Origin of the sequence: Streptomyces sp. NBC_00210 (assembly GCF_045160975.1) — a bacterium.
GTDB lineage: Bacteria > Actinomycetota > Actinomycetes > Streptomycetales > Streptomycetaceae > Streptomyces.
On record NZ_CP108120.1, the window covers coordinates 2,883,716 to 2,900,806 of the forward strand.

Here is a 17,091-nt window from a genome sequence, read left to right on the forward strand (position 1 = left end):
ATGACCAGTCCCGCTCCAGCGACGCGTGCGTACCGACGGCTCAGCGTCGAAGAGCGCCGTACGCAGCTCCTCGCCGCGGCGCTCACGCTCTTCGCGCACCAGCCGCCGGACGAGGTCTCCCTCGACGATGTGGCCGAGGCGGCCGGGGTCTCCCGGCCCCTCGTCTACCGCTACTTCCCCGGCGGCAAGCAGCAGTTGTACGAGACGGCGCTCCGCTCCGCCGCCGACCAGCTGGAACTGTGCTTCACCGAGCCGCCGGCCGGTCCGGCCACCGAACGGCTCTCCCGGGTGCTGGACCGCTACCTCGACTTCGTCGACAAGCACGACGCCGGGTTCAGCGCGCTGCTGCGGGGCGGGAGCGTCGCCGAGACCTCCCGTACGACCGCGATCGTGGACGAGGTACGGCGGGCCGCGGCCGAACAGATCCTGGTCCACATCGGCGTGGACCGGCCGGGACCGCGGCTGCGGATGATGGTGCGCACCTGGATCGCGGCGGTCGAGGCGGCGTCGCTGATCTGGCTGGACGAGGGGAAGCAGCCGTCGGCGGAGGAGTTGCGCGACTGGCTGGTGGACCATCTGATCGCGCTGCTCACGGCGACGGCGGCGACGGACGAGGAGACGGCGGGGGCGATGCGGGACCTGGTGGCGCTGGAGACGCCGACGGGTCCGGTGGGGACGCTGGCGAGGCGGGTGGGTCCGGTGGTGTCGGACGCGGGGCGCCTGCTTTAGCCGACGTCAGGCGGCAAAGCCGTCCGGCGACAACTCGGTGCCGTGGTCGTCCCTTGCCCGGACCCCCGGCAGGCCGGCTCCCGGCTTGCCCCGTCCGGGGGCGTGCACGTTTCCCGTGCTCAGACACCGGTGAGGACACGCGGCGCTCGCACCGGTCTGCCACGGCCTGACGAAGTGAGCGGAAGGCTGCGTCACATCCACCACCGGGAAGCAACAGGCGGTCCCGGCGCGGGAGGAGGCGGAGCCGGCGATCGTGGGCGGCACCCACTTTTCGGTCACGATGAGCTCAGTCCGATAACTGACTACGCTTCACATATGGAGGAACGGTATGAATTGTGGAGTTCGTGCGTAGAGATCGATGAATCTGGAGGTACCACCATGGTCCGTCTCCGTTCGGCCTCGCTGGCCCTGCTGACCGCTGCCGCATGCGTCGCGCTCTCCGCGCCATCGGCCTCGGCCTCCCCCGGAGACACGGCGACCATGTGCTCGAGCTCCTTGACACCGTCCGGCTGGGTCGATGTGCAGTGGTGGAACAGCTGGGCGTGCGGCGTCACGTTCAACCCCAATATGAAGAAAATCCAGCAGGTCTCCGGCATGCCCATCGGCTCCACCGTGAACGCCTGCTCCTCCACACTGCCTCCGGCGGGCTGGGTGCAGGTGAACCGCTTCTACAGTGGCGCCTGCCAGTACTCGGCAGTGCCCAGCCATGACCCCAACACCTGGACGATCAAACGGGTTTCCTGAAGCCCAAAGTCTCCCTCGAGCGGGAGAACGCCGCCTGCACCGGTGACGTTGACGAGGCTCAGGGGTCCGGGGCGGAGCCCCGGTTGGAGAACGGGGCGGGGTGGGGGAAGTCCGCCGCAGGCGTCAGAGGTCGTGGCCCAGGCCCGGCCCCGTCGGCACGTCCACCCACCCCGTGTCCTCCACCCCCGCGAACGCCGCAGGCGCCAGCGGCTCCGCCGCCACCAGCAGCGGGCCCACCAGGTCCGCCGGCACCGTCGCATGCGGCAGCGTGGCCGCCAGATGGGCCGCGGCCAGGGTGGCGACGCCCAGTTCCGGCATGGTGCCGAGCTTCACGGACAGGCCCGCGGACTCCGCCAGCGCGGCGATCTGCCGCGCCCTGTGCAGCCCGCCCACCTTGAGGATCTTGATGTTGAGGACGTCGGCCGCGCCGCGGCGGACGATCTCCAGGGCGTCGTGCAGGGACTGCATGCTCTCGTCGGCCATCACCCGCACACCCCCGCTGCTGCGCAGTGCCGCAAGGCCCCTCAAGTCCCAGCGCGGCAGCGGCTGTTCGACCAGATCGAGCCCCGCGTCGGCCAGCCTGGCGACGGTACAGCCCGCGGTCCCGGGGTCGTAGCCCTCGTTCGCGTCGAGACACAGCTCGACGCCGTCCGGCACGGCGTCCCGTACGGCACGCACAAGTCGCACATCCGTCTCCGGGTCCTCGCCGCCCTTGACCTTGATATGGGTGAAGCCCTTCGCGGCGTACCCGGTCGCCTCCGCCACCATCTCGTCGACCGTCCCGAGGCCGACCACCCAGGTGGTGGGGACCCGCGGGCGGACGCAGCCGCCGAGCAGCAGGTGCACGGGCCAGAGGGCAGCCCGCGCCGCCAGGTCGTGCAGTGCGATGTCCAGCGCCGCCTTGGCGAGATGCTGGCCGCGGATCGCGGCGTCCATGGCCGTGTGCGCACCCACCAGGTCGCGCGGGTCGCGGCCGATGAGCGCGGGGGCGGCGTGCTCGGTGAGCGCCGACTCGAGACCGGCGAGCGTCTCGCCGGTGTAGGCGGTCATCGGCGAGGCCTCGCCGAAGCCGGATTCGCCGTCCGCCGTACGCACTTCGACGACCAGGCTGATCAGTTCGGGGCTGGTTCCGCTGCTGATGACGAAGGGGCGCCGGTACGGAGCCCTGACGACGCGGGTGTGGACCGAGACGATCTTCAAGCACGGCTCCTTCGAGTTACGGCCCGGACCGTAAGGGCGGGCTCAGAGGCGTACGCGGTAGACGATCGGGGGCCGCCCCGTGCGGCCCTCCTGTCGGCTCCCGGTCGGCACGGCCACGCCCGCACGCTCCAGGCGCTTGAGGATGCGGCGTGCGGTGCGCTGCTGGACGGCGAGGTGTTCGGCGACGCGGTGCGCGGTGATGCCGTCCGCTTCCTCGGCGGCCAGTTCGCGCAGCCGGTCCAGCGTCCTGGGGTTCAGTCCGACGCGCCGGGCGAGGGTGACGCTGCTCTCCGGTCCTGCCGAGGACAGTGCGCCCGCGGTCCGTTCCGCGTCTATCACGATGTCGACGTCGTCGGTCATCGACACCACTCCGGCGACCGCGCCCACCGAGCGGGCCCGGTTGACCGCACGCCTGGCCAGCGACTCCGCCTCGGCGGCGGTGCGGCCGAGCCCGAAGCCCACATGGGCGGCGCCGTGCCGCGCGGCCAGGTCGTCGAGGAAGGGCAGCCGGGTGAACTGCTCGCTGACCTTCTCCAGGACACCGCGGGTGGTGACGACCAGCCGCTGCCCGTCCGGCAGATCGGCGAGACTGCCGCCCAGCACCCGCAGGTCGGCGGCCAGTTCGAGGTCGGCCGCCGGGAGGTCGATGATGCCGAGGGCAACCTGGGCGTCGCCGCTGTGCGCTCCCGCCGTGGCCAGCACGAGGGCCTGGAGCGTGGAGCGTATGGAGTGCCGGGACGGGGCGAGCCGTACCGCGTGCATCTCGTGGTCCAGCAGATGGAACGCCGAGCCCAGGCAGGTCAGGGCGACCCTCGTCTGCTTCCTGTCCCGCGCGGCGAGATGGAACTCGGCGAGATCCTGCGAGGTCAGCCCCGGCCGGTACGGCAGTACATGCACATGCTCGGTCGGCAGCTTGGCCTCGGTGAGCGTCTCCATGACCTCGCTGCGACGCAGCGTGTCGATGGAGATGCGGGAGACGTCATGGCCGAGGCGGAGCAGTTCGACCAGGGCACGCAGCAGGGTCGCGCCGCTGTACGGGACGTACATGGCGGGGCGGTCGAGCACGCCGGCGGCCGTGGCGAGCGTATGCGGCACGACGCCGGTGAAGAGCAGCGCGTCCACCTCACCCTGCGCCCTGCCGACCACGTCAAGGGTCTCGTTCTCGTGGCGGTACGGGAGAGGCACAAGCCGGTCCGCCCCGGAGGAGCCGCCGACGGCGACCACCTTGTGCACGAGGTCATCGGGACCGACAACGCCGACCGTGAGAGACATCGGCCGGTCTCCGTTCTTCTGGAGTGGTTCTGAGGTACTTCTGGACGGGTTGAAGCCCGCCTGGACGGGGTTGACGCCCCGCCGATCGCGGCCATAATTTCGGCCCAGGCCATAACCGCAGACTTGCGGAGAGGATAGTGCCCCGATGCCCGAACGGGAAATGCCGCTGCCCACAGTTCTCGGCCCGCGCGGCCGCACCCTCGGCGACGAGGAACGGGCCGCGGTGCTGCGCGTTATGGATTCGGCGGTGCTGTGCAGTGCCTTCGGCAGTGAAGCACGCTCCCTCGAAGCCGAGATGAGCAGGCTGTACTCCCGCGCGGAAACGGTCGCCTGCAGTTCGGGCACGGCGGCCCTGCATCTGGCGGTCGCGGCGGCCGGAGTCGGCCCGGGCGACGAGGTCATCACCACGCCCATCTCGGACTTCGGCACGGTCGCGCCGGTGCTGGCCCAGCAGGCGCGCGTGGTGTTCGCCGACGTACGCGCCTGCGACGGGAACCTCGACCCGGGCGCGGTCGAGGCGGCGCTCACCCCGCGCACCAAGGCCGTCATCGCCGTACATCTCTTCGGCGCGGCCGCGGACATCCGCGCGCTGCGCGCGATCTGCGACCGGCACTCGCTCGTCCTCATCGAGGACTGCGCACAGGCCTGGCTCGGCGAGGACGGGCAGGGCCGGTTGCTGGGCACCGTCGGCGACATCGCCTGCTTCAGCCTTCAGCAGTACAAGCACATCACTGCGGGCGACGGCGGCCTGGCGCTGGCCGACGACCCCGCTCTGGCCCGCCGTATGCGGCTGTTCATGGACAAGGGCTGGGACCGTTCGGAGGGCCGGATCCACCGCGAGATGGGCCTCAACTACCGGATGACCGAGCTCACGGCGGCGGTGGCCCGCGCGCAGCTCACCAAGGTGGCGGGTGTGGTGCGGCGCCGCCGGGAGCGGGCCGGGCAGCTCGTCGCCGCGATCGGCGGGCTGGAGCGGGTCACCGTGCCCGAGTCCCTGCCGGGTCACGCCTGGTGGGCGTTCCCGCTGCTGGTCGACGACAACTCACGCTGGGCGAAGGACCTGGAGGCGGAGGGCGTCCCGGCAACGCCGGGCTATCTGGAGCGGGTGCTGTACGCCAATCCGGCGCTGCCGGGATATCCGCCGGGCCTGTGCCCGCAGGCGGAGCTGCTGGTGGCCCGTACGCTGCTCGCTCTCCCCTGGAACGAGGCGTACACCGAGGCCGACGTCGAGCGCATCGCCCGCGCGGTCCGCGCCGTCCACCACCGGGCCGGTGCGCATTGAGCACGTACGAATGGCTGCGGACCACGCCCGAGGAACACATCGGCTGGGACGTCGACGTGCTGTACGGGCCGTGGCCCAGACACCACGCCGACATCGGCCTCGCCGAGGTCAGGGCGCGCCTGGCCCGCTCCCCCGTCTCCCGGGCGCTGGCCATGTCCACGCGCGGCGCGCTGTTCGACGACGCCGCGGGCAACATGGCCACGGTCAAGGAGCTCGCCGACTGCCCCGAGCTGCTGCCCGTCGGCACGGTGGATCTGCGGGACGCGCTGGCCGTCGAGGATCGGCTTGACGCGCTGGACGCGGACGGGGTGCGGTTCCTGCGGCTGTTCACCGAGGAGCAGGACGTGGGGCCCGACTTCCCCGGCTACCGCCATGTGGTCGCGCAGGCCGTCGCCCGGGGACTCGTACTCCTCCACGACGGGGACCCGCGCCGCTACGGCCCGGCGCTGGCGGGGCGCGCCGCGGACGTCGTCTTCCTCGACGTCCACTCGTACCACCTGGCCGACTTCCTGCTGCTGGCCCGCGGCGAACCGGGTTTCCGGGCCACCACCCGGCTGTTCTCCGCGCCCGACGCGATCGAGCGGGTCGTCGAGACGGTCGGGGCGCGCCATCTGGTCTTCGGCTCGCGCACCCCGTTCATGGACATCTCCCCGCAGACGCTGCGGCTGCGGTACGCGGGCATCGGGGCGGCGGAGCGCGCGGCGATCGCGGGCGGGAACGTCGAGGAGCTGCTGGGCTGATGCCGATCATCGATGTGCATGCGCATGTGGGCCCGTGGCCGTTCCACATGGACACGGGCGACGCGGGGTTCAACCTTCGGTTGATGGACCGTTACGGCATCGACCTGCAACTGGTCTCCGCCGCCGAAGCGGTGGTGTACGACGCGGTCGCGGGCAACGCCGCGCTGCGGGAGGTACTGGCGGTGCATCCGCGGCTGCTCGGCTACGCCGTGGTGAACCCGAACCGTATCGAGGCGAGCGCGGAGGATCTGCGGCGCTGCCTGGACACGGGGCGGTTCGTCGGCGCGAAGATCCACACGCACTATCCGGGGCGGTTGATCGGGTCGCGGGAGATGGGCGAGGCCTTCGACGTGATCGCCGAGGCGGGCGTGCCGTTGCTGCTCCACACCTGGGGTCCGGAGGTCGCCCTGCTGCCGTCGCTGCTGGCCGACCGGCCGGGGCTGCGGGTGATCGTGGGCCACGCGGGCGGCGACGCGTGGCGCGAGGCGGCACACGCGGCGGCGGCCTGCGACCGGCTGTACCTGGAACACTGCCGCACGGTGACGGACACGGGCCGGATCGCGTACGCGCGCGAGGCCGGGGTCCCGGTGGAACGGCTGCTGTTCGGAACGGATTCGACGCTGATCGATCCGTGTGTGGCGCTGGGGGTGGTGCGGGATGCGGGGTTCGCGCCGGCCGAGCTGGAGAGGGTGCTGTGGCGGAACGCGGTGGATCTGTTCGGGCTTGAGCTTCCCCCATCCCGCCCCTTCCCGCTGTGACATTTTGCGGCTCCGCCGCGTGGTGGGGGCGAGCCCTCAGACCCCTGCGCGCGGGCCCCGCGGCGCGGCTTGGAGGCTCCGCCCCGGACCCCGTACGCGCTTCGCGCGTGTCCTCAATCTCCCCCAGACTTCGTCCGGGGGACCCCCGGACGGGCTTGATATGCCCCGGCGTTTCAAGCCCCGCCGGCGATTGAGGCGTGGAGGTCACCCATGCCCGCAGGGCGTAGGGCGGTTCGGGGCGGAGCCCCGACAATGGCCCCGGCATTGCGACGCGCCTTAGTCGTCCTCCTTCGCCAGCTCCTCCAGGCACGCCACCACCGCATCCCGCTCTCCCCCACCGAGCCGCGGCCCGTACGGGTCGTGCGCCGCCCCCTCCGGGAGCAGGCCCTCCCATACCGCCGCCCACAGCATCCGCTGCACATACCCCTCGATCGGCGCCAGGAACGTCGACTCCGCCAAGCGGTCCAGCCGTGCCGACGCCCGGACAAAGCCCGCATGATCGCCCGACGTCCACGCTTCGAGCACCGCGCTCGTCAACGACACCCGGGCCGCCGCGATGCCCACCAGCGCCGAGTCCGCGCCCCACATCAGCGAGGGGCCGAACATCCGGTCCTCGCCCGTGATGACCAGCTTGCCGCTCTCCTGGGCCGCGCGGATCGCGTCCTGGCAGGACATCGCCCGGTCCAGGGTGGCGAGTTTGACCCCGGCGGCGGACGGCAGGGCGAGCAGCCGGCGGATCAGTTCCGGTGGATAGGGATAGCCGCCCGCCTCGCCGTGCAGGAAGAAGCCGAGCACCGGCAGGCCGCTCGCCTCGGCGACCCGCTCGTGCAGTCGTACGGCCTCCTTCTCGCCCTCGGGGCGGGAGGCGAACTGTGCCAGCGGATAGACCATGACCGCGTCCGCACCGAGGTCCGCAGCCTGCACGGCCATGGCAATGGTCGCGTCCCAGGCGTCCCGCAAGGTGCCGGCACTCACCGATCGTGGCACCCCCACACCGGCCACGATCGGGCCGGTGACCGCCGCACGCCAGACGCGCAGCACCTGTTGGCGGTCGGCCTCGGAGAGGTACAGGCCGCGGCCGGTGTGCGCCCAGACCGCGACCCCGCCGATCCGCGCGGCCGCGATCCGTTCCGCGTATCCGCGCAGCGCGCCGAAATCCACGACGCCCCGGGGATCCATGGGGGTGGCCACCGCGGGCAGCACCGTGCCGCGCAGCCTGCGCACCAGGCTCTCCGTCAGGCTCTCCGGCGCAGACATGGGCGATCTCTCCCGTCTGTTGCGGTCGTTGCCGACACGCTAGCCTTTACGGCCCGGACCGTAAAGGAAAGGCCCCGCGAATGTCCCAGCGCCCCATGCGTCTCGGCCTGTACGTCAATCTCTACGCGGACAAGGCCGACCGGCCCCGGCTCGCCGACGCTGTGGAGCAGGTGATCCTCGCCGAGCAGGCCGGGTTCGACTGGGTGGTGCTGGGCGAACGCCATCTGCACCGGCCCGGCTACCACGAGGCCGTCACCTCACTGGCGTATCTCGCCGCGCACACCGAGCGGATCGGGCTCGCCACGGCCGGACTGATCGCACCCGTCTACCAGCCGGTGTGGCTCGCCGAGACGCTCGCGCACATCGATGTGCTGTCGGGCGGGCGGCTCACGGCCGGGTTCGTACTGGGCTACCGGCCCGAGGAGTTCACCCTCTACGGCACCCAGCCGCGCGAGCGCGTGTCGCGCTTCGAGGAGTGTCTGGAGCTGGTCACCCGGCTGTGGACCGAGGACGAGGTCAGCCATCAGGGGCGCTGGACATCGGTCGACGGAGCGTTTCTCTCACCGCGGCCGGCGCAGCAGCCCCGGCCGCGGATCTGGAACGGCGGCCGGGTCTCCGCCGCTCTGGAGCGTACGGCCAGGATGTGCGACGGCTGGACGACCTCCTTCAACGAGCTCGACTCCGAACTCCCCGGCAAGATCGCGGAGTACCGCTCCTACCCGCGCGGCGCGGCGAGCCTCGGCGCGGAGGTCATCGTCTGCCGCGAGGGCTATGCCGCTGCCACGTCGAAGCAGGCAAGGGTCGCCCTGGAGGGCCCGCTGCGCGGCCTGTACGACGCCTACGGCGACTGGAAGCGCACCTCGGCCGATGCCGCGCGCTATGCCCAGCAGTGGGACGACATCGAGGCGCGCTCCGTGATCGGCTCGGTGGACCAGTGCGTGCAGCGGCTCGGCGAGTACGGCGAGATGGGTGCCGACGGCGTGGTGCTGCGCATCCAGCCGCCGGGCATGCCGCAGTCGGACGCGCTCAGCGCGATCGAGTCGTTCGGGACCGAGGTGCTGCCGCGTCTGGTGGGCTGAACGGGTGCTTCCGGAAGGCCTGTTGGACGACGAGAGCCGCGCCGCCGATGTCCGCCATGGCGGCGTCGTCGGCCATCAGCATCCGCTGGCGCACCCATACGACCGTGTCCTCGGCGGCCTCCGCGACCGGACAGGGGCCGCCCCCGGTGTCCGGCTCCCGGGACAGGGAGCGGTAGCCGGCGTCCAGCGGGATGCCCTCGGCGGCCATGGCGTCCAGGAACGCGGCCTTGGGATGTCCGCCGAACGCCGCCCGGTCGTATCGCAGCATGGCCAGGTGCCAGGTGTGCCTGGTGGTGCTCTCCGGGACCCCTACCGGCTCCAGCCCCTCGACCTCCTTCAGGGCCCCCGCAAGAGCCGCCGCCCGTGCCGAGCGGTGCTCCAACTGTGCTTCCAGCACCGCCAGTTGGGGGTGCAGAACAGCGGCCTGGAACTCGGTCATCCGCAAATTCCAGCCGAGCTCCGGATGCTCGTACCAGCCGCCCCCGACACGGCGGCCGACATTGTGCAGCGACCAGAGCCGTTCGTACACGCGCCGGTCGTCGGTCACCACGATGCCGCCCTCGCCCGCGGTCATCGCCTTGCCCGACTGGAAGCTGAAGCAGCCGGCGTCCCCGAGGCTCCCGGCCGGGCGTCCGTACCGCCGCGCGCCGTGCGCCTGGGCCGCGTCCTCCACCACCGGGATGCCCAGGGAGCGCAGCGATGCGGTGTCGGCGGGCGCCCCCGCCAGATGCACCGGCATGACGGCCCGGGTCCGCGGACCCGCCAGCCGCCGCGCGGCCGCCGGGTCGAGGTGCAGGGTGTCGGGCAGTACGTCGGCGACGACGGGCCGGGCCCCCGCCAGTACCACCGCGGTCGCGCTCGCGACGAACGTATAGGCGGGCACGATCACTTCGTCCCCCGGCCGCACACCGAGCGCGCGCAGCGCCAGGAAGAGCGCCACGGTGCCATTGACCGTACAGACGCCGTACGAAGCGCCGACGCTCTCGGCAAAGGCCGCCGCGAAGGACTCCGTCTCGCTGCCCGCGGTCGCTCCCCACGCGCCGCTCTCCAGCACCCGCAGCAGCCGCTCGCGCTGCTCGTCGGTCGCCTGCGGGGGCCAATGCGGCCACCCCTTGGTACGTACAGGAGTCATCGGAGCCCCTTCAGCAGGCGGTCCATGGTGCCGTGCAGGATCTGCTCGCGGTCCGCCTCGCTGATGTCCGCGAGCAGCACGCGCCCGAGGCCGGTCCGCAGATCGAGAAAGACGGCGTCGGAGCCGAAGGCGATGCGCTCGGCTCCGGCCTCGGCGACGAGGCGCCCGAGATGGCGGGCGGTCATCCGGGAGCCGCAGGTCTCCAGGATCAGATTGGGGCAGCGGGACGCGGCTTCGGCGGCGGGTGCGAAGCCGCTGGTCCACAGGCCCGAGTGGCCCATCAGCAGCGGGAGTTCGGGGTAGCGGGGCGCGACGGCGGCGAAGCGCACCGGGTCGGAGAAGGAGGAGGCGTGCTGGCCGTGCGCGAGCACGATACGGCCGCGCTCGGCGGCGATGTCGAAGGCCGGGGCGTATGCGGGGTGGTCGAGCGGGAGTTCATGGACCTCGGGGTGGAGCTTGACCCCGATGACGCCGGGCACCTCCAGCAGGTCCCGCAGCCGCTCCGGTGCCTCGGGATCGTGCGGGTTGAAGACGCAATAGCCGAGCAGGCGCCCGGGGTGCTGTGCGAGCTCCGTGAGCAGCAGCTCGTTTCCGGCGCGGGCGTCCGGGCCCACGGCGAGCAGATGCGAGACACAGGCGGTGGCGACCTTGCACCGGTCCATCACGGAGATGAGGCTGCGTGCGGAGCCGTCGGTGACGGCGAAGGCGTACCAGCGGCCGAGGTGGCCATGGGCGTCGACGATCCTCATGGGTCCACAACGCCCAGCAGCCGCAGCGCGTTTCCGCCCGCGATCAGGGCCGTGTCGGCGTCCGGGAGCTCCAGCGCGTCGAGCTGGTAACGGGGTCCGGCGTCGTCGGTGACCGGGGCGCCCGTGCCGAACAGGACGCGGCGGGCACCGTAGCGCCCGGCGAACCACTCGACCTGGAGATGTCCTGCGAGCGTGGAGGTGTCCACGCACAACTCCACGTGTTGGTCCATGAGTTCGGCGAGCTCCCGCATGCTGCGGTAGCCGGTGCCCGTCAGCACGATCCGCAGCGTCGGCAGGGCACTCGCCAGCCGATGGATCTCCGCGGCGGTCGTGGACTCCCAGCCGAGCAGCACGGTGGTGCGCGCCTTCGCGAGCGCGGCGGCGAGCGCGAGGGCATGGGCGCCGGTGAGGGACCAACTGTGCTCGGCGGGGCAGAGCCGCACCAGCGGGGCATCGCTCTCCGCGGTGCCGAGCGGTCCCGGGATCAGCACCGGCACCGGCCGCAGCCGTGCGCCGTCGGCTTCCTTCAGCGCGGCGTTCCCGTCGCGCGGGTCCCCGTACAGCGCGTGGGTGTGCACCACACACGCCGTGTCGATACGCAGCCGGTCGAGTTCGCCCACGAGCCCGGCCGGATCGCGGCTCGCCACCTCCTCGTACGGCAGCGGCCCGAGCAGCCGGTTGATGTCGACGACGGTCACGTGCTGCGCACCCATGTCCGGCGCAGCCATGTTGCGCGCGCCCATGTCTTGCGGGCCCATGTGTTGCGCAGTCATGTCTTGAGGCCGGTGGTGGCGATCGAGTCGGTCAGATACCGCTGGAGCAGCCCGAAGACGAGCAGGCAGGGGATCACGGTGATGGTCGCCCCGGCCATGATCTGGTTGACGGCGACGTTCTCGCCTTCGAGCGTGGCGAGGCCGACGGTGAGCGTGCGCATCTCGGAGGACTGACCGATGACGAGAGGCCACAGGAAGTCGTTCCAGTGCCAGAGGAAGACGAACACGCCGAGGGTCGCGAGGACCGGCCGGATCAGCGGGATGACGACGGTGGTGTAGATGCGCCACTCCGACGCCCCGTCGATCTTCGCCGCCTCGAACAGCTCGTCGGGCAGCTGGTGGATGAACTGCCGCATGAGGAAGACCGCCTGCGAGTTGGCCAGCGTCGGCACGATCATTCCCCAGTACGTGTCCACGCCTCCGAGCTCCGAGACGAGGATGTAGTACGGGATGAGGGTCGCCTGGAACGGCACCATCAGGGTCGCCAGGAACGACCAGAAGAGCACCTCGCGGCCCGGGAACCGTTTCTTCGCGAAGGCGTATCCCGCCATGGACGAGAACAGCAGGATGAGCGCGACGGAGACCACCGAGTAGATCAGCGAGTTGAACGCCCAGCGCATGATGTCCTCGCTGCCGAGGACGTCGGAGAAGTTCTGCCAGGTGGCCCTGGTGAGGTTGAACGCGCCGGGCAGCGTCTGGCCGCCGGCCGGTGCGAAGGCGACCAGCACCATCACCACGAAGGGCGTGACGGTCACGAGCGCCACCAGGATCAGCAGGACGGGCAGTCGCAGCCGCGCCATCAGTCCGCGTCCCTTCCGATGAGCCGGCGCTGAATGAGCGAGAAGGTCAGTACGACGAGGAAGAGCACCAGGCCGATCGCGCTCGCGTAGCCGAAGTCGAAGAACTTGAAGCCCGTGTCGTACAGCAGGTAGACGAGCGAGTAGCTGGCACGTACGGGGCCGCCCGCCGTCATCACATACATCGCGTCGAAGACCTGGAACGAGCCGATGGCCTCGATGACGAGGACGAAGAACAGCACGGGCCGCAGCAGCGGAAGCGTCACCCACCACAGCCGCTGCCAGCCGTTCGCGCCGTCGATGGTGGCCGCCTCGACGACATGCCGCGGGATCGACTGCAGCCCGGCGAGGAGGATCAGCATCGAGTAGCCGAACCCCTTCCAGGCGGAGGTGACCGCGATGGACGGAAGGACCAGGTGTTCGCTGCCGAGGAAGTCGACCGGGCCGAGCGAGAACACCCCGAGCGTGGCGTTGAGCAGCCCGTCCTCGACCTCGTAGATCCACTTCCAGATGACGGCGGCCAGCACGATGCTGGTGACGTACGGCAGGAAGAACACTCCGCGGAAGAAGCCGCGCGCCCATACGGTGCGGTGCAGCAGCAGGGCGGTGCCGAGCGAGAGCAGCACGGTCAGCGGTACGAAGAAGGCGGTGTAGAGGGCGGTGACGCCCAGGCTGGACCAGAACAGGTCGTCATGGAGAAGCCGGGTGTAGTTCTCGGCCCCGATGAACTGCCATTCGCCGTTCAGCCGGTAGTCGGTGAGCGAGAGGAACGCCGCACCGAGGGTCGGTCCGAAGCGGAAGACGATGAACAGCAGCAGCATCGGGGCCACGAACACAAGGCCGACGCGCGCCTCGCGCCGTCGGACGGCCTTGCTGAGCGAGCCCCCGCCGCGACCTCCGCGACTTCCGCGACCCGGCGCGGCGGTCTTGGCGGGGGGAGCCGTGCTGAGGGTGGTCCTGGTCAACGCTGCCGCGCCAGCAGGTCGTCGGCCTGCTTGGCCGCCGAGTCGAGCGCTTCCTTCGGGGTCTTCTTGCCGGTGAGCGCGGCCTGGATCTCGGGCGCGATCAGCGACATCAGCTGGCGCGCGGTGGGGTTGGGCTCACCGGGGTACGCCATGGCCAGAGCCGCCTGGAACTCCTTGGCATGCGGGGCGTCACTGGGCACCGTGACGTCCGTACGCGGGGAGAGGAAGCCGCTTGCCCTGCCCATGCTCTGGAGCTGCTCGGGCCTGGTCATGAAGGCGAGGAACTTCTCCGCCCCGGTGACGTTCCTGGACTTGGCACTGATGCCGAGCCCGCCGGGGATGCCGAAGGTCACCTGCTTGGCGCCGGTGAGCGGCGGCCCGACGAGGACGTTCTCCGCGCCCCAGGCCTTGGCCGCCGTCGCCGCGTCGGCCGGGGTGTTGGAGAAGCCCATCGCCGCCTGCTGCTTGCCGAGCGCCTGGTCGGCAACGGCGTTGATGTTGGTCAGCGCGGACTTGGGGATCTCACCTGCCTTGTAGAGGTCGGTGATGAAGGTGAGGGCCTCGACGCCCTCGGGACCGTTGAAGGCCACCTTCTTGCCGCCGTCGGCGAAGACCTTGCCGCCCGCCTGCCAGAGCAGCGGATAGAAGTTGAGGTTCTGGGTCGCCTCGTTGCCCGCGGAGTAGTCGAGGGCGGCGACGCCCGACTGCTTCAGCTTGGGGGCGGCGGCCTTGATCTCGTCCCAGCTGGCCGGGGGCTTGGTGATGCCCGCCTTCTCCAGCAGCTTCTTGTTGTAGAGCGTGGTGGTGACGGTGTGGTAGATCGGGGCGGCGTAGAGCTTGCCGTTCTGCTTCATGGCTTCGAGGGCGGCCGGCAGGAACTTGCCCTCGGTGCCCTTGAGCGCCCCGTCGACCGGCCGGATGGCTCCATTGCTCAGATACTGCGGGATCTGGTCGGGACCGAGCAGCACGACGTCCGGGCCCTTGCCGCCGCTGAGCGCGGTGGCGAGCTTCTCGTCGCGGTTCTCCCAGGGCTGCTGCTCGATGGTGAGCTGCGTGCCGGACTCCGCCTTTTCGAAGTCCTTCTCGATCTGCGTCCAGTAGGCGGTGTTGGCCTTGGGGTCGGCGATCACCGGATACATCCAGACGGTGACCTTCTTCGACCCGGAGCTGCTGTCGCCGCCGCAGCCGGTGAGCAGGGCGGCGAGCGTGAACAGCGCGAGAGGTGCGGCGGCGCGCGTGAAGCCTGTCTTCATGGGGGCCTCCGGAAGGCCTGAGAAGGGAGCCAGAGCCCGGCTAGTTTCGGCCTGGGCCGAAAGTAGCCGGGCATGATTTGACATGTCAATGCCCAATTGACGGGGGATTGATGACGGGTGGTCAGAGCAACCTGGTGAGGCGCACGGTCAGCGACGCAGATCGACGACGAACAGCTCGGCGGCGCGGCTGAAGTACAGCCGCCCCTGATGTGCCATCAGCCGTCGGTGCGGATACGCGACGATCAGCACCGGGTCGCGGTGCGGGGCGAACGGATCGATGCGGTAGACCAGCCCGCCGTCCACGCTCACGTACAGCTTCGAGCGCGAAACCACTATGGAGCCACCGGTGCTCCGGGTGCCCAGCTCGATCGTGTGCAGAATCCGGTGGTCCTCCCGGTCGAGCGCGAAGAGCGTGTGCCCGGCGAGTCCCCACAGCTTCCGGTCGGGGCCGACGACCAGCGCGCTGACCGTTCCCTCGGTGCTGACCGGCTCGAACTCCCACAGCTTCTCGGCGCGGTCCACGTCCCAGGCGAAGACCGCGCCCGCCTTGCGGGTGGGCGGCGTGGTGCTCAGGCCGCCGGTCACCGACCCGCCGCCGTAGACCACGCCGTCGTACGCCGCAAGGGCGAACAGGCTCTGGTCCTGCGCGACATTGCGGGTGAAGTGCCAGTCGCGCGAGGACGGGTCGTAGACGGCGAGCCCGCCGCCGAGCCGGTCGCCGGCCGGGACGGTGCCCACGGCGATCCTGCCGTCGTCCACCTCCGCGAGACACTTGCTGCGGGCCTGCAGCTGCGGACCCAGGTTGAAGATCAGCTCCGGGTTGGGGGCGGCGCCGGGAGGGCCGCCCGGTGAGTACTCGGGGCTGTTCCAGGGCTGGTCGGGCCGGTAGCGGTAGAGCCTGGACTCGGGGTACACACCGAGCCAGACCGTGCCGTCCGATGCCGTCAGTATCGACTCGATCTGCGCGAAGCGGTGGAACGACGAGACGCCGGTGTCCGTACGGACAGCGCCGAGGCCGCCGTTGAGGAACCCTCCTGCGTACACGGTTTTGCGTCCGCCCGCGCCCAGCGCCAGTATCTCGATGGGCTCTTTGCGGACCTTGGTGTCGAGGATCGCGGACGCCCCGGTGGTGGGGTTGTAGCGGAACATCTCGCCACGCCAGAGCGTGCCGACGACGCTGCGGCCCGGGTAGTTCGCGACGCCCAGCTCGGCCCAGCCGATGGACCGGGTGTTCTGCACCTTGCCGGTGAAGGTGAGTCCGGTGCCGGTGAGCTGCTTGGTGGCCGGGTCGTAGCGGCGCAGTTCGCTGCGCTGTACGAGGTAGACGCCGCCGCCGGAGTCGGGCGGGGAGATCTTCAGGCCGTGCGCGTCGGGGATCTCGTCGGTCCAGGCGCGCGCTTCGAGGTCGTAGACGAAGAGCGGTCCCGGCAGGTCGGAGCCGATGCGTGCGTAGAGCCGGCCGCCGAAGGCGTCCAGGTCGTAGACGGCCTTGCCCTCGATGGTGCCGAGGCCCGGCGGCTTGGGGAGCTCGGTGACCGAGCCGGTCGCCGGGTTCAGCTCGGCGATGTGTGCCGCGGCGTACGAGCCGGAGTAGACCTTGCCGCCGGAACAGGCGATGGACCGTACGTATGTCTGACCGGCGACGACCTGTCCGAAGTCGGTGAACGCCTTGGTGGCGGGGTCGAAGCGGAACACCTTGCCCTCGGGGAAGGTGCCGCCCCAGATCTTGCCGTCGGCGTCGGAGGTCAGCGACCAGACGAAGGTCTGCCGGGGAAGCGCCAGGCCGAGGTCCTCCGCGGCGTCGGGGCTGCCGGGACGCCAGCGGTACAGATGCGCGTTGCCGTAGGTCCCCGCGTACACGCCGTCGGGCGCTGCGGCCACCGCCCAGGAGCCGTCGGCGCCGGTCAGCGGGACGCTGACCAGCTGGTTTCCGGTAGCCGGGTCGATGGCGTTGAGATAGGCGGGCTTGCCCGTCGAGACGTTCCACAGGGCCGGACTGCCACCCGGTCCCGGTGCGACCGTGCCTCCCAGAAGGAGAACGTCGGCCAGTGGTACACCCAGTGATACGGGGTCGCGCATCAGAGCCTCCTCGGCGGACGCGGAGCTCGGAGCTGCTAACGACAGTACAGAGGCGGAGAGTGCTGCGGTCGAGCCGGCGAGAAACGCTCGTCGCGTCGTCACAGGTGGTAACACCTCCGAAAAGAACGGGAGTTACGGCACTAGCCGAAAGTGATACGCCACGCCCACTGGGGCGTCAACGGCGCGGACCGAGCGGGAACGGGACAGCACTCCATTGGGCCCATGCAATGACCATCCTTCGGACTGCAGGCGCGCCCGGTGCGGGCGACGCGCCGGGACTGC

16 protein-coding genes are annotated in these 17,091 nt (G+C 70.8%); 6 read left to right on the top strand and 10 right to left on the bottom strand.

Going from position 1 to position 17,091, the window contains the following annotated elements:
• On the top strand, positions 1-729 hold the full coding sequence (locus OG729_RS12890) for a TetR/AcrR family transcriptional regulator (protein WP_405806107.1): 729 nt from the start codon (positions 1-3) through the stop codon (positions 727-729).
• 378 nt (positions 730-1,107) lie between these two features.
• Positions 1,108-1,473 (top strand): hypothetical protein, encoded by a 366-nt coding sequence (locus tag OG729_RS12895; RefSeq protein WP_405806109.1) that lies wholly within the window; start codon positions 1,108-1,110, stop codon positions 1,471-1,473.
• Positions 1,474-1,596: 123 nt separating this feature from the next.
• Here the strand turns inward: OG729_RS12895 and OG729_RS12900 are convergent, their stop codons facing one another.
• Together OG729_RS12900 and OG729_RS12905 are read right to left on the bottom strand one after the other, a co-directional pair.
• A complete protein-coding gene (locus OG729_RS12900; RefSeq protein WP_405806110.1) occupies positions 1,597-2,673 on the bottom strand; it encodes a mandelate racemase/muconate lactonizing enzyme family protein in 1,077 nt (358 codons plus the stop codon).
• A 42-nt stretch (positions 2,674-2,715) separates the two neighbouring features.
• Positions 2,716-3,945, bottom strand: a complete 1,230-nt coding sequence (locus OG729_RS12905; RefSeq protein WP_405806111.1) for a hypothetical protein — start codon at positions 3,943-3,945, stop codon at positions 2,716-2,718.
• Positions 3,946-4,090: 145 nt separating this feature from the next.
• Between OG729_RS12905 and OG729_RS12910 the strand changes: the two genes are divergently transcribed.
• The 3 genes from OG729_RS12910 to OG729_RS12920 are packed head-to-tail and all read left to right on the top strand — an operon-like array spanning position 4,091 to position 6,725.
• Positions 4,091-5,227: a DegT/DnrJ/EryC1/StrS family aminotransferase gene (locus OG729_RS12910; protein WP_405806112.1), complete on the top strand. Its 1,137-nt coding sequence runs from the start codon at positions 4,091-4,093 to the stop codon at positions 5,225-5,227.
• Positions 5,224-5,967, top strand: coding sequence for a hypothetical protein (locus OG729_RS12915; protein ID WP_360881880.1), 744 nt, complete (start codon positions 5,224-5,226; stop codon positions 5,965-5,967). Before OG729_RS12910 ends, OG729_RS12915 begins: the two co-directional genes overlap by 4 nt.
• A complete protein-coding gene (locus OG729_RS12920; RefSeq protein WP_405806114.1) occupies positions 5,967-6,725 on the top strand; it encodes an amidohydrolase family protein in 759 nt (252 codons plus the stop codon). Before OG729_RS12915 ends, OG729_RS12920 begins: the two co-directional genes overlap by 1 nt.
• A 276-nt stretch (positions 6,726-7,001) precedes the next feature.
• On the opposite strand, the gene OG729_RS12925 is transcribed toward OG729_RS12920, so the two are convergent.
• Positions 7,002-7,982, bottom strand: a complete 981-nt coding sequence (locus tag OG729_RS12925; RefSeq protein WP_405806115.1) for a dihydrodipicolinate synthase family protein — start codon at positions 7,980-7,982, stop codon at positions 7,002-7,004.
• An 80-nt stretch (positions 7,983-8,062) separates the two neighbouring features.
• On the opposite strand from OG729_RS12925, the gene OG729_RS12930 reads away from it, so the two are divergent.
• Positions 8,063-9,061, top strand: a complete 999-nt coding sequence (locus OG729_RS12930; RefSeq protein ID WP_405806116.1) for an LLM class flavin-dependent oxidoreductase — start codon at positions 8,063-8,065, stop codon at positions 9,059-9,061.
• Here OG729_RS12930 and OG729_RS12935 read toward each other — a convergent pair.
• The 7 genes from OG729_RS12935 to OG729_RS12965 all read right to left on the bottom strand — a co-directional run bounded on the left by OG729_RS12935 (position 9,009) and on the right by OG729_RS12965 (position 16,809).
• Complete coding sequence (locus OG729_RS12935) at positions 9,009-10,193, bottom strand: DegT/DnrJ/EryC1/StrS family aminotransferase (protein ID WP_405806117.1); 1,185 nt, start codon at positions 10,191-10,193, stop codon at positions 9,009-9,011. The genes OG729_RS12930 and OG729_RS12935 overlap by 53 nt on opposite strands.
• Positions 10,190-10,942 carry an amidohydrolase family protein gene (locus OG729_RS12940; RefSeq protein ID WP_360881868.1) on the bottom strand — a complete coding sequence of 251 codons (753 nt, stop codon included), beginning with the start codon at positions 10,940-10,942 and terminating at the stop codon, positions 10,190-10,192. Before OG729_RS12940 ends, OG729_RS12935 begins: the two co-directional genes overlap by 4 nt.
• Complete coding sequence (locus OG729_RS12945; RefSeq protein WP_405806118.1) at positions 10,939-11,715, bottom strand: amidohydrolase family protein; 777 nt, start codon at positions 11,713-11,715, stop codon at positions 10,939-10,941. The genes OG729_RS12940 and OG729_RS12945 overlap by 4 nt, the downstream gene beginning before the upstream one ends.
• A complete protein-coding gene (locus OG729_RS12950) occupies positions 11,712-12,515 on the bottom strand; it encodes a carbohydrate ABC transporter permease (RefSeq protein WP_360881864.1) in 804 nt (267 codons plus the stop codon). The genes OG729_RS12945 and OG729_RS12950 overlap by 4 nt, the downstream gene beginning before the upstream one ends.
• Positions 12,515-13,333, bottom strand: a complete 819-nt coding sequence (locus OG729_RS12955) for a sugar ABC transporter permease (protein ID WP_360881920.1) — start codon at positions 13,331-13,333, stop codon at positions 12,515-12,517. The genes OG729_RS12950 and OG729_RS12955 overlap by 1 nt, the downstream gene beginning before the upstream one ends.
• 140 nt (positions 13,334-13,473) lie before the next feature.
• The gene (locus OG729_RS12960; RefSeq protein ID WP_405806120.1) at positions 13,474-14,730 is read right to left on the bottom strand and encodes an ABC transporter substrate-binding protein; all 1,257 of its coding nucleotides are present in this window, start codon (positions 14,728-14,730) and stop codon (positions 13,474-13,476) included.
• A gap of 147 nt (positions 14,731-14,877) precedes the next feature.
• Positions 14,878-16,809, bottom strand: coding sequence for a hypothetical protein (locus tag OG729_RS12965; RefSeq protein ID WP_405806122.1), 1,932 nt, complete (start codon positions 16,807-16,809; stop codon positions 14,878-14,880).
• Positions 16,810-17,091: the final 282 nt, after the last annotated feature.

Bases quoted from the DNA above. Each gene is read 5' to 3' on its own strand.
- OG729_RS12890 (WP_405806107.1), top strand. From the start codon at position 1: ATGACCAGTCCCGCTCCAGCGACGCGTGCGTACCGACGGCTCAGCGTC.
- OG729_RS12895 (WP_405806109.1), top strand. From the start codon at position 1,108: ATGGTCCGTCTCCGTTCGGCCTCGCTGGCCCTGCTGACCGCTGCCGCA.
- OG729_RS12905 (WP_405806111.1), bottom strand. From the start codon at position 3,945: ATGTCTCTCACGGTCGGCGTTGTCGGTCCCGATGACCTCGTGCACAAG.
- OG729_RS12910 (WP_405806112.1), top strand. From the start codon at position 4,091: ATGCCCGAACGGGAAATGCCGCTGCCCACAGTTCTCGGCCCGCGCGGC.
- OG729_RS12920 (WP_405806114.1), top strand. From the start codon at position 5,967: ATGCCGATCATCGATGTGCATGCGCATGTGGGCCCGTGGCCGTTCCAC.
- OG729_RS12925 (WP_405806115.1), bottom strand. From the start codon at position 7,982: ATGTCTGCGCCGGAGAGCCTGACGGAGAGCCTGGTGCGCAGGCTGCGC.
- OG729_RS12930 (WP_405806116.1), top strand. From the start codon at position 8,063: ATGTCCCAGCGCCCCATGCGTCTCGGCCTGTACGTCAATCTCTACGCG.
- OG729_RS12935 (WP_405806117.1), bottom strand. From the start codon at position 10,193: ATGACTCCTGTACGTACCAAGGGGTGGCCGCATTGGCCCCCGCAGGCG.
- OG729_RS12940 (WP_360881868.1), bottom strand. From the start codon at position 10,942: ATGAGGATCGTCGACGCCCATGGCCACCTCGGCCGCTGGTACGCCTTC.
- OG729_RS12945 (WP_405806118.1), bottom strand. From the start codon at position 11,715: ATGACTGCGCAACACATGGGCCCGCAAGACATGGGCGCGCGCAACATG.
- OG729_RS12950 (WP_360881864.1), bottom strand. From the start codon at position 12,515: ATGGCGCGGCTGCGACTGCCCGTCCTGCTGATCCTGGTGGCGCTCGTG.
- OG729_RS12955 (WP_360881920.1), bottom strand. From the start codon at position 13,333: ATGCTGCTGCTGTTCATCGTCTTCCGCTTCGGACCGACCCTCGGTGCG.
- OG729_RS12960 (WP_405806120.1), bottom strand. From the start codon at position 14,730: ATGAAGACAGGCTTCACGCGCGCCGCCGCACCTCTCGCGCTGTTCACG.
- OG729_RS12965 (WP_405806122.1), bottom strand. From the start codon at position 16,809: ATGCGCGACCCCGTATCACTGGGTGTACCACTGGCCGACGTTCTCCTT.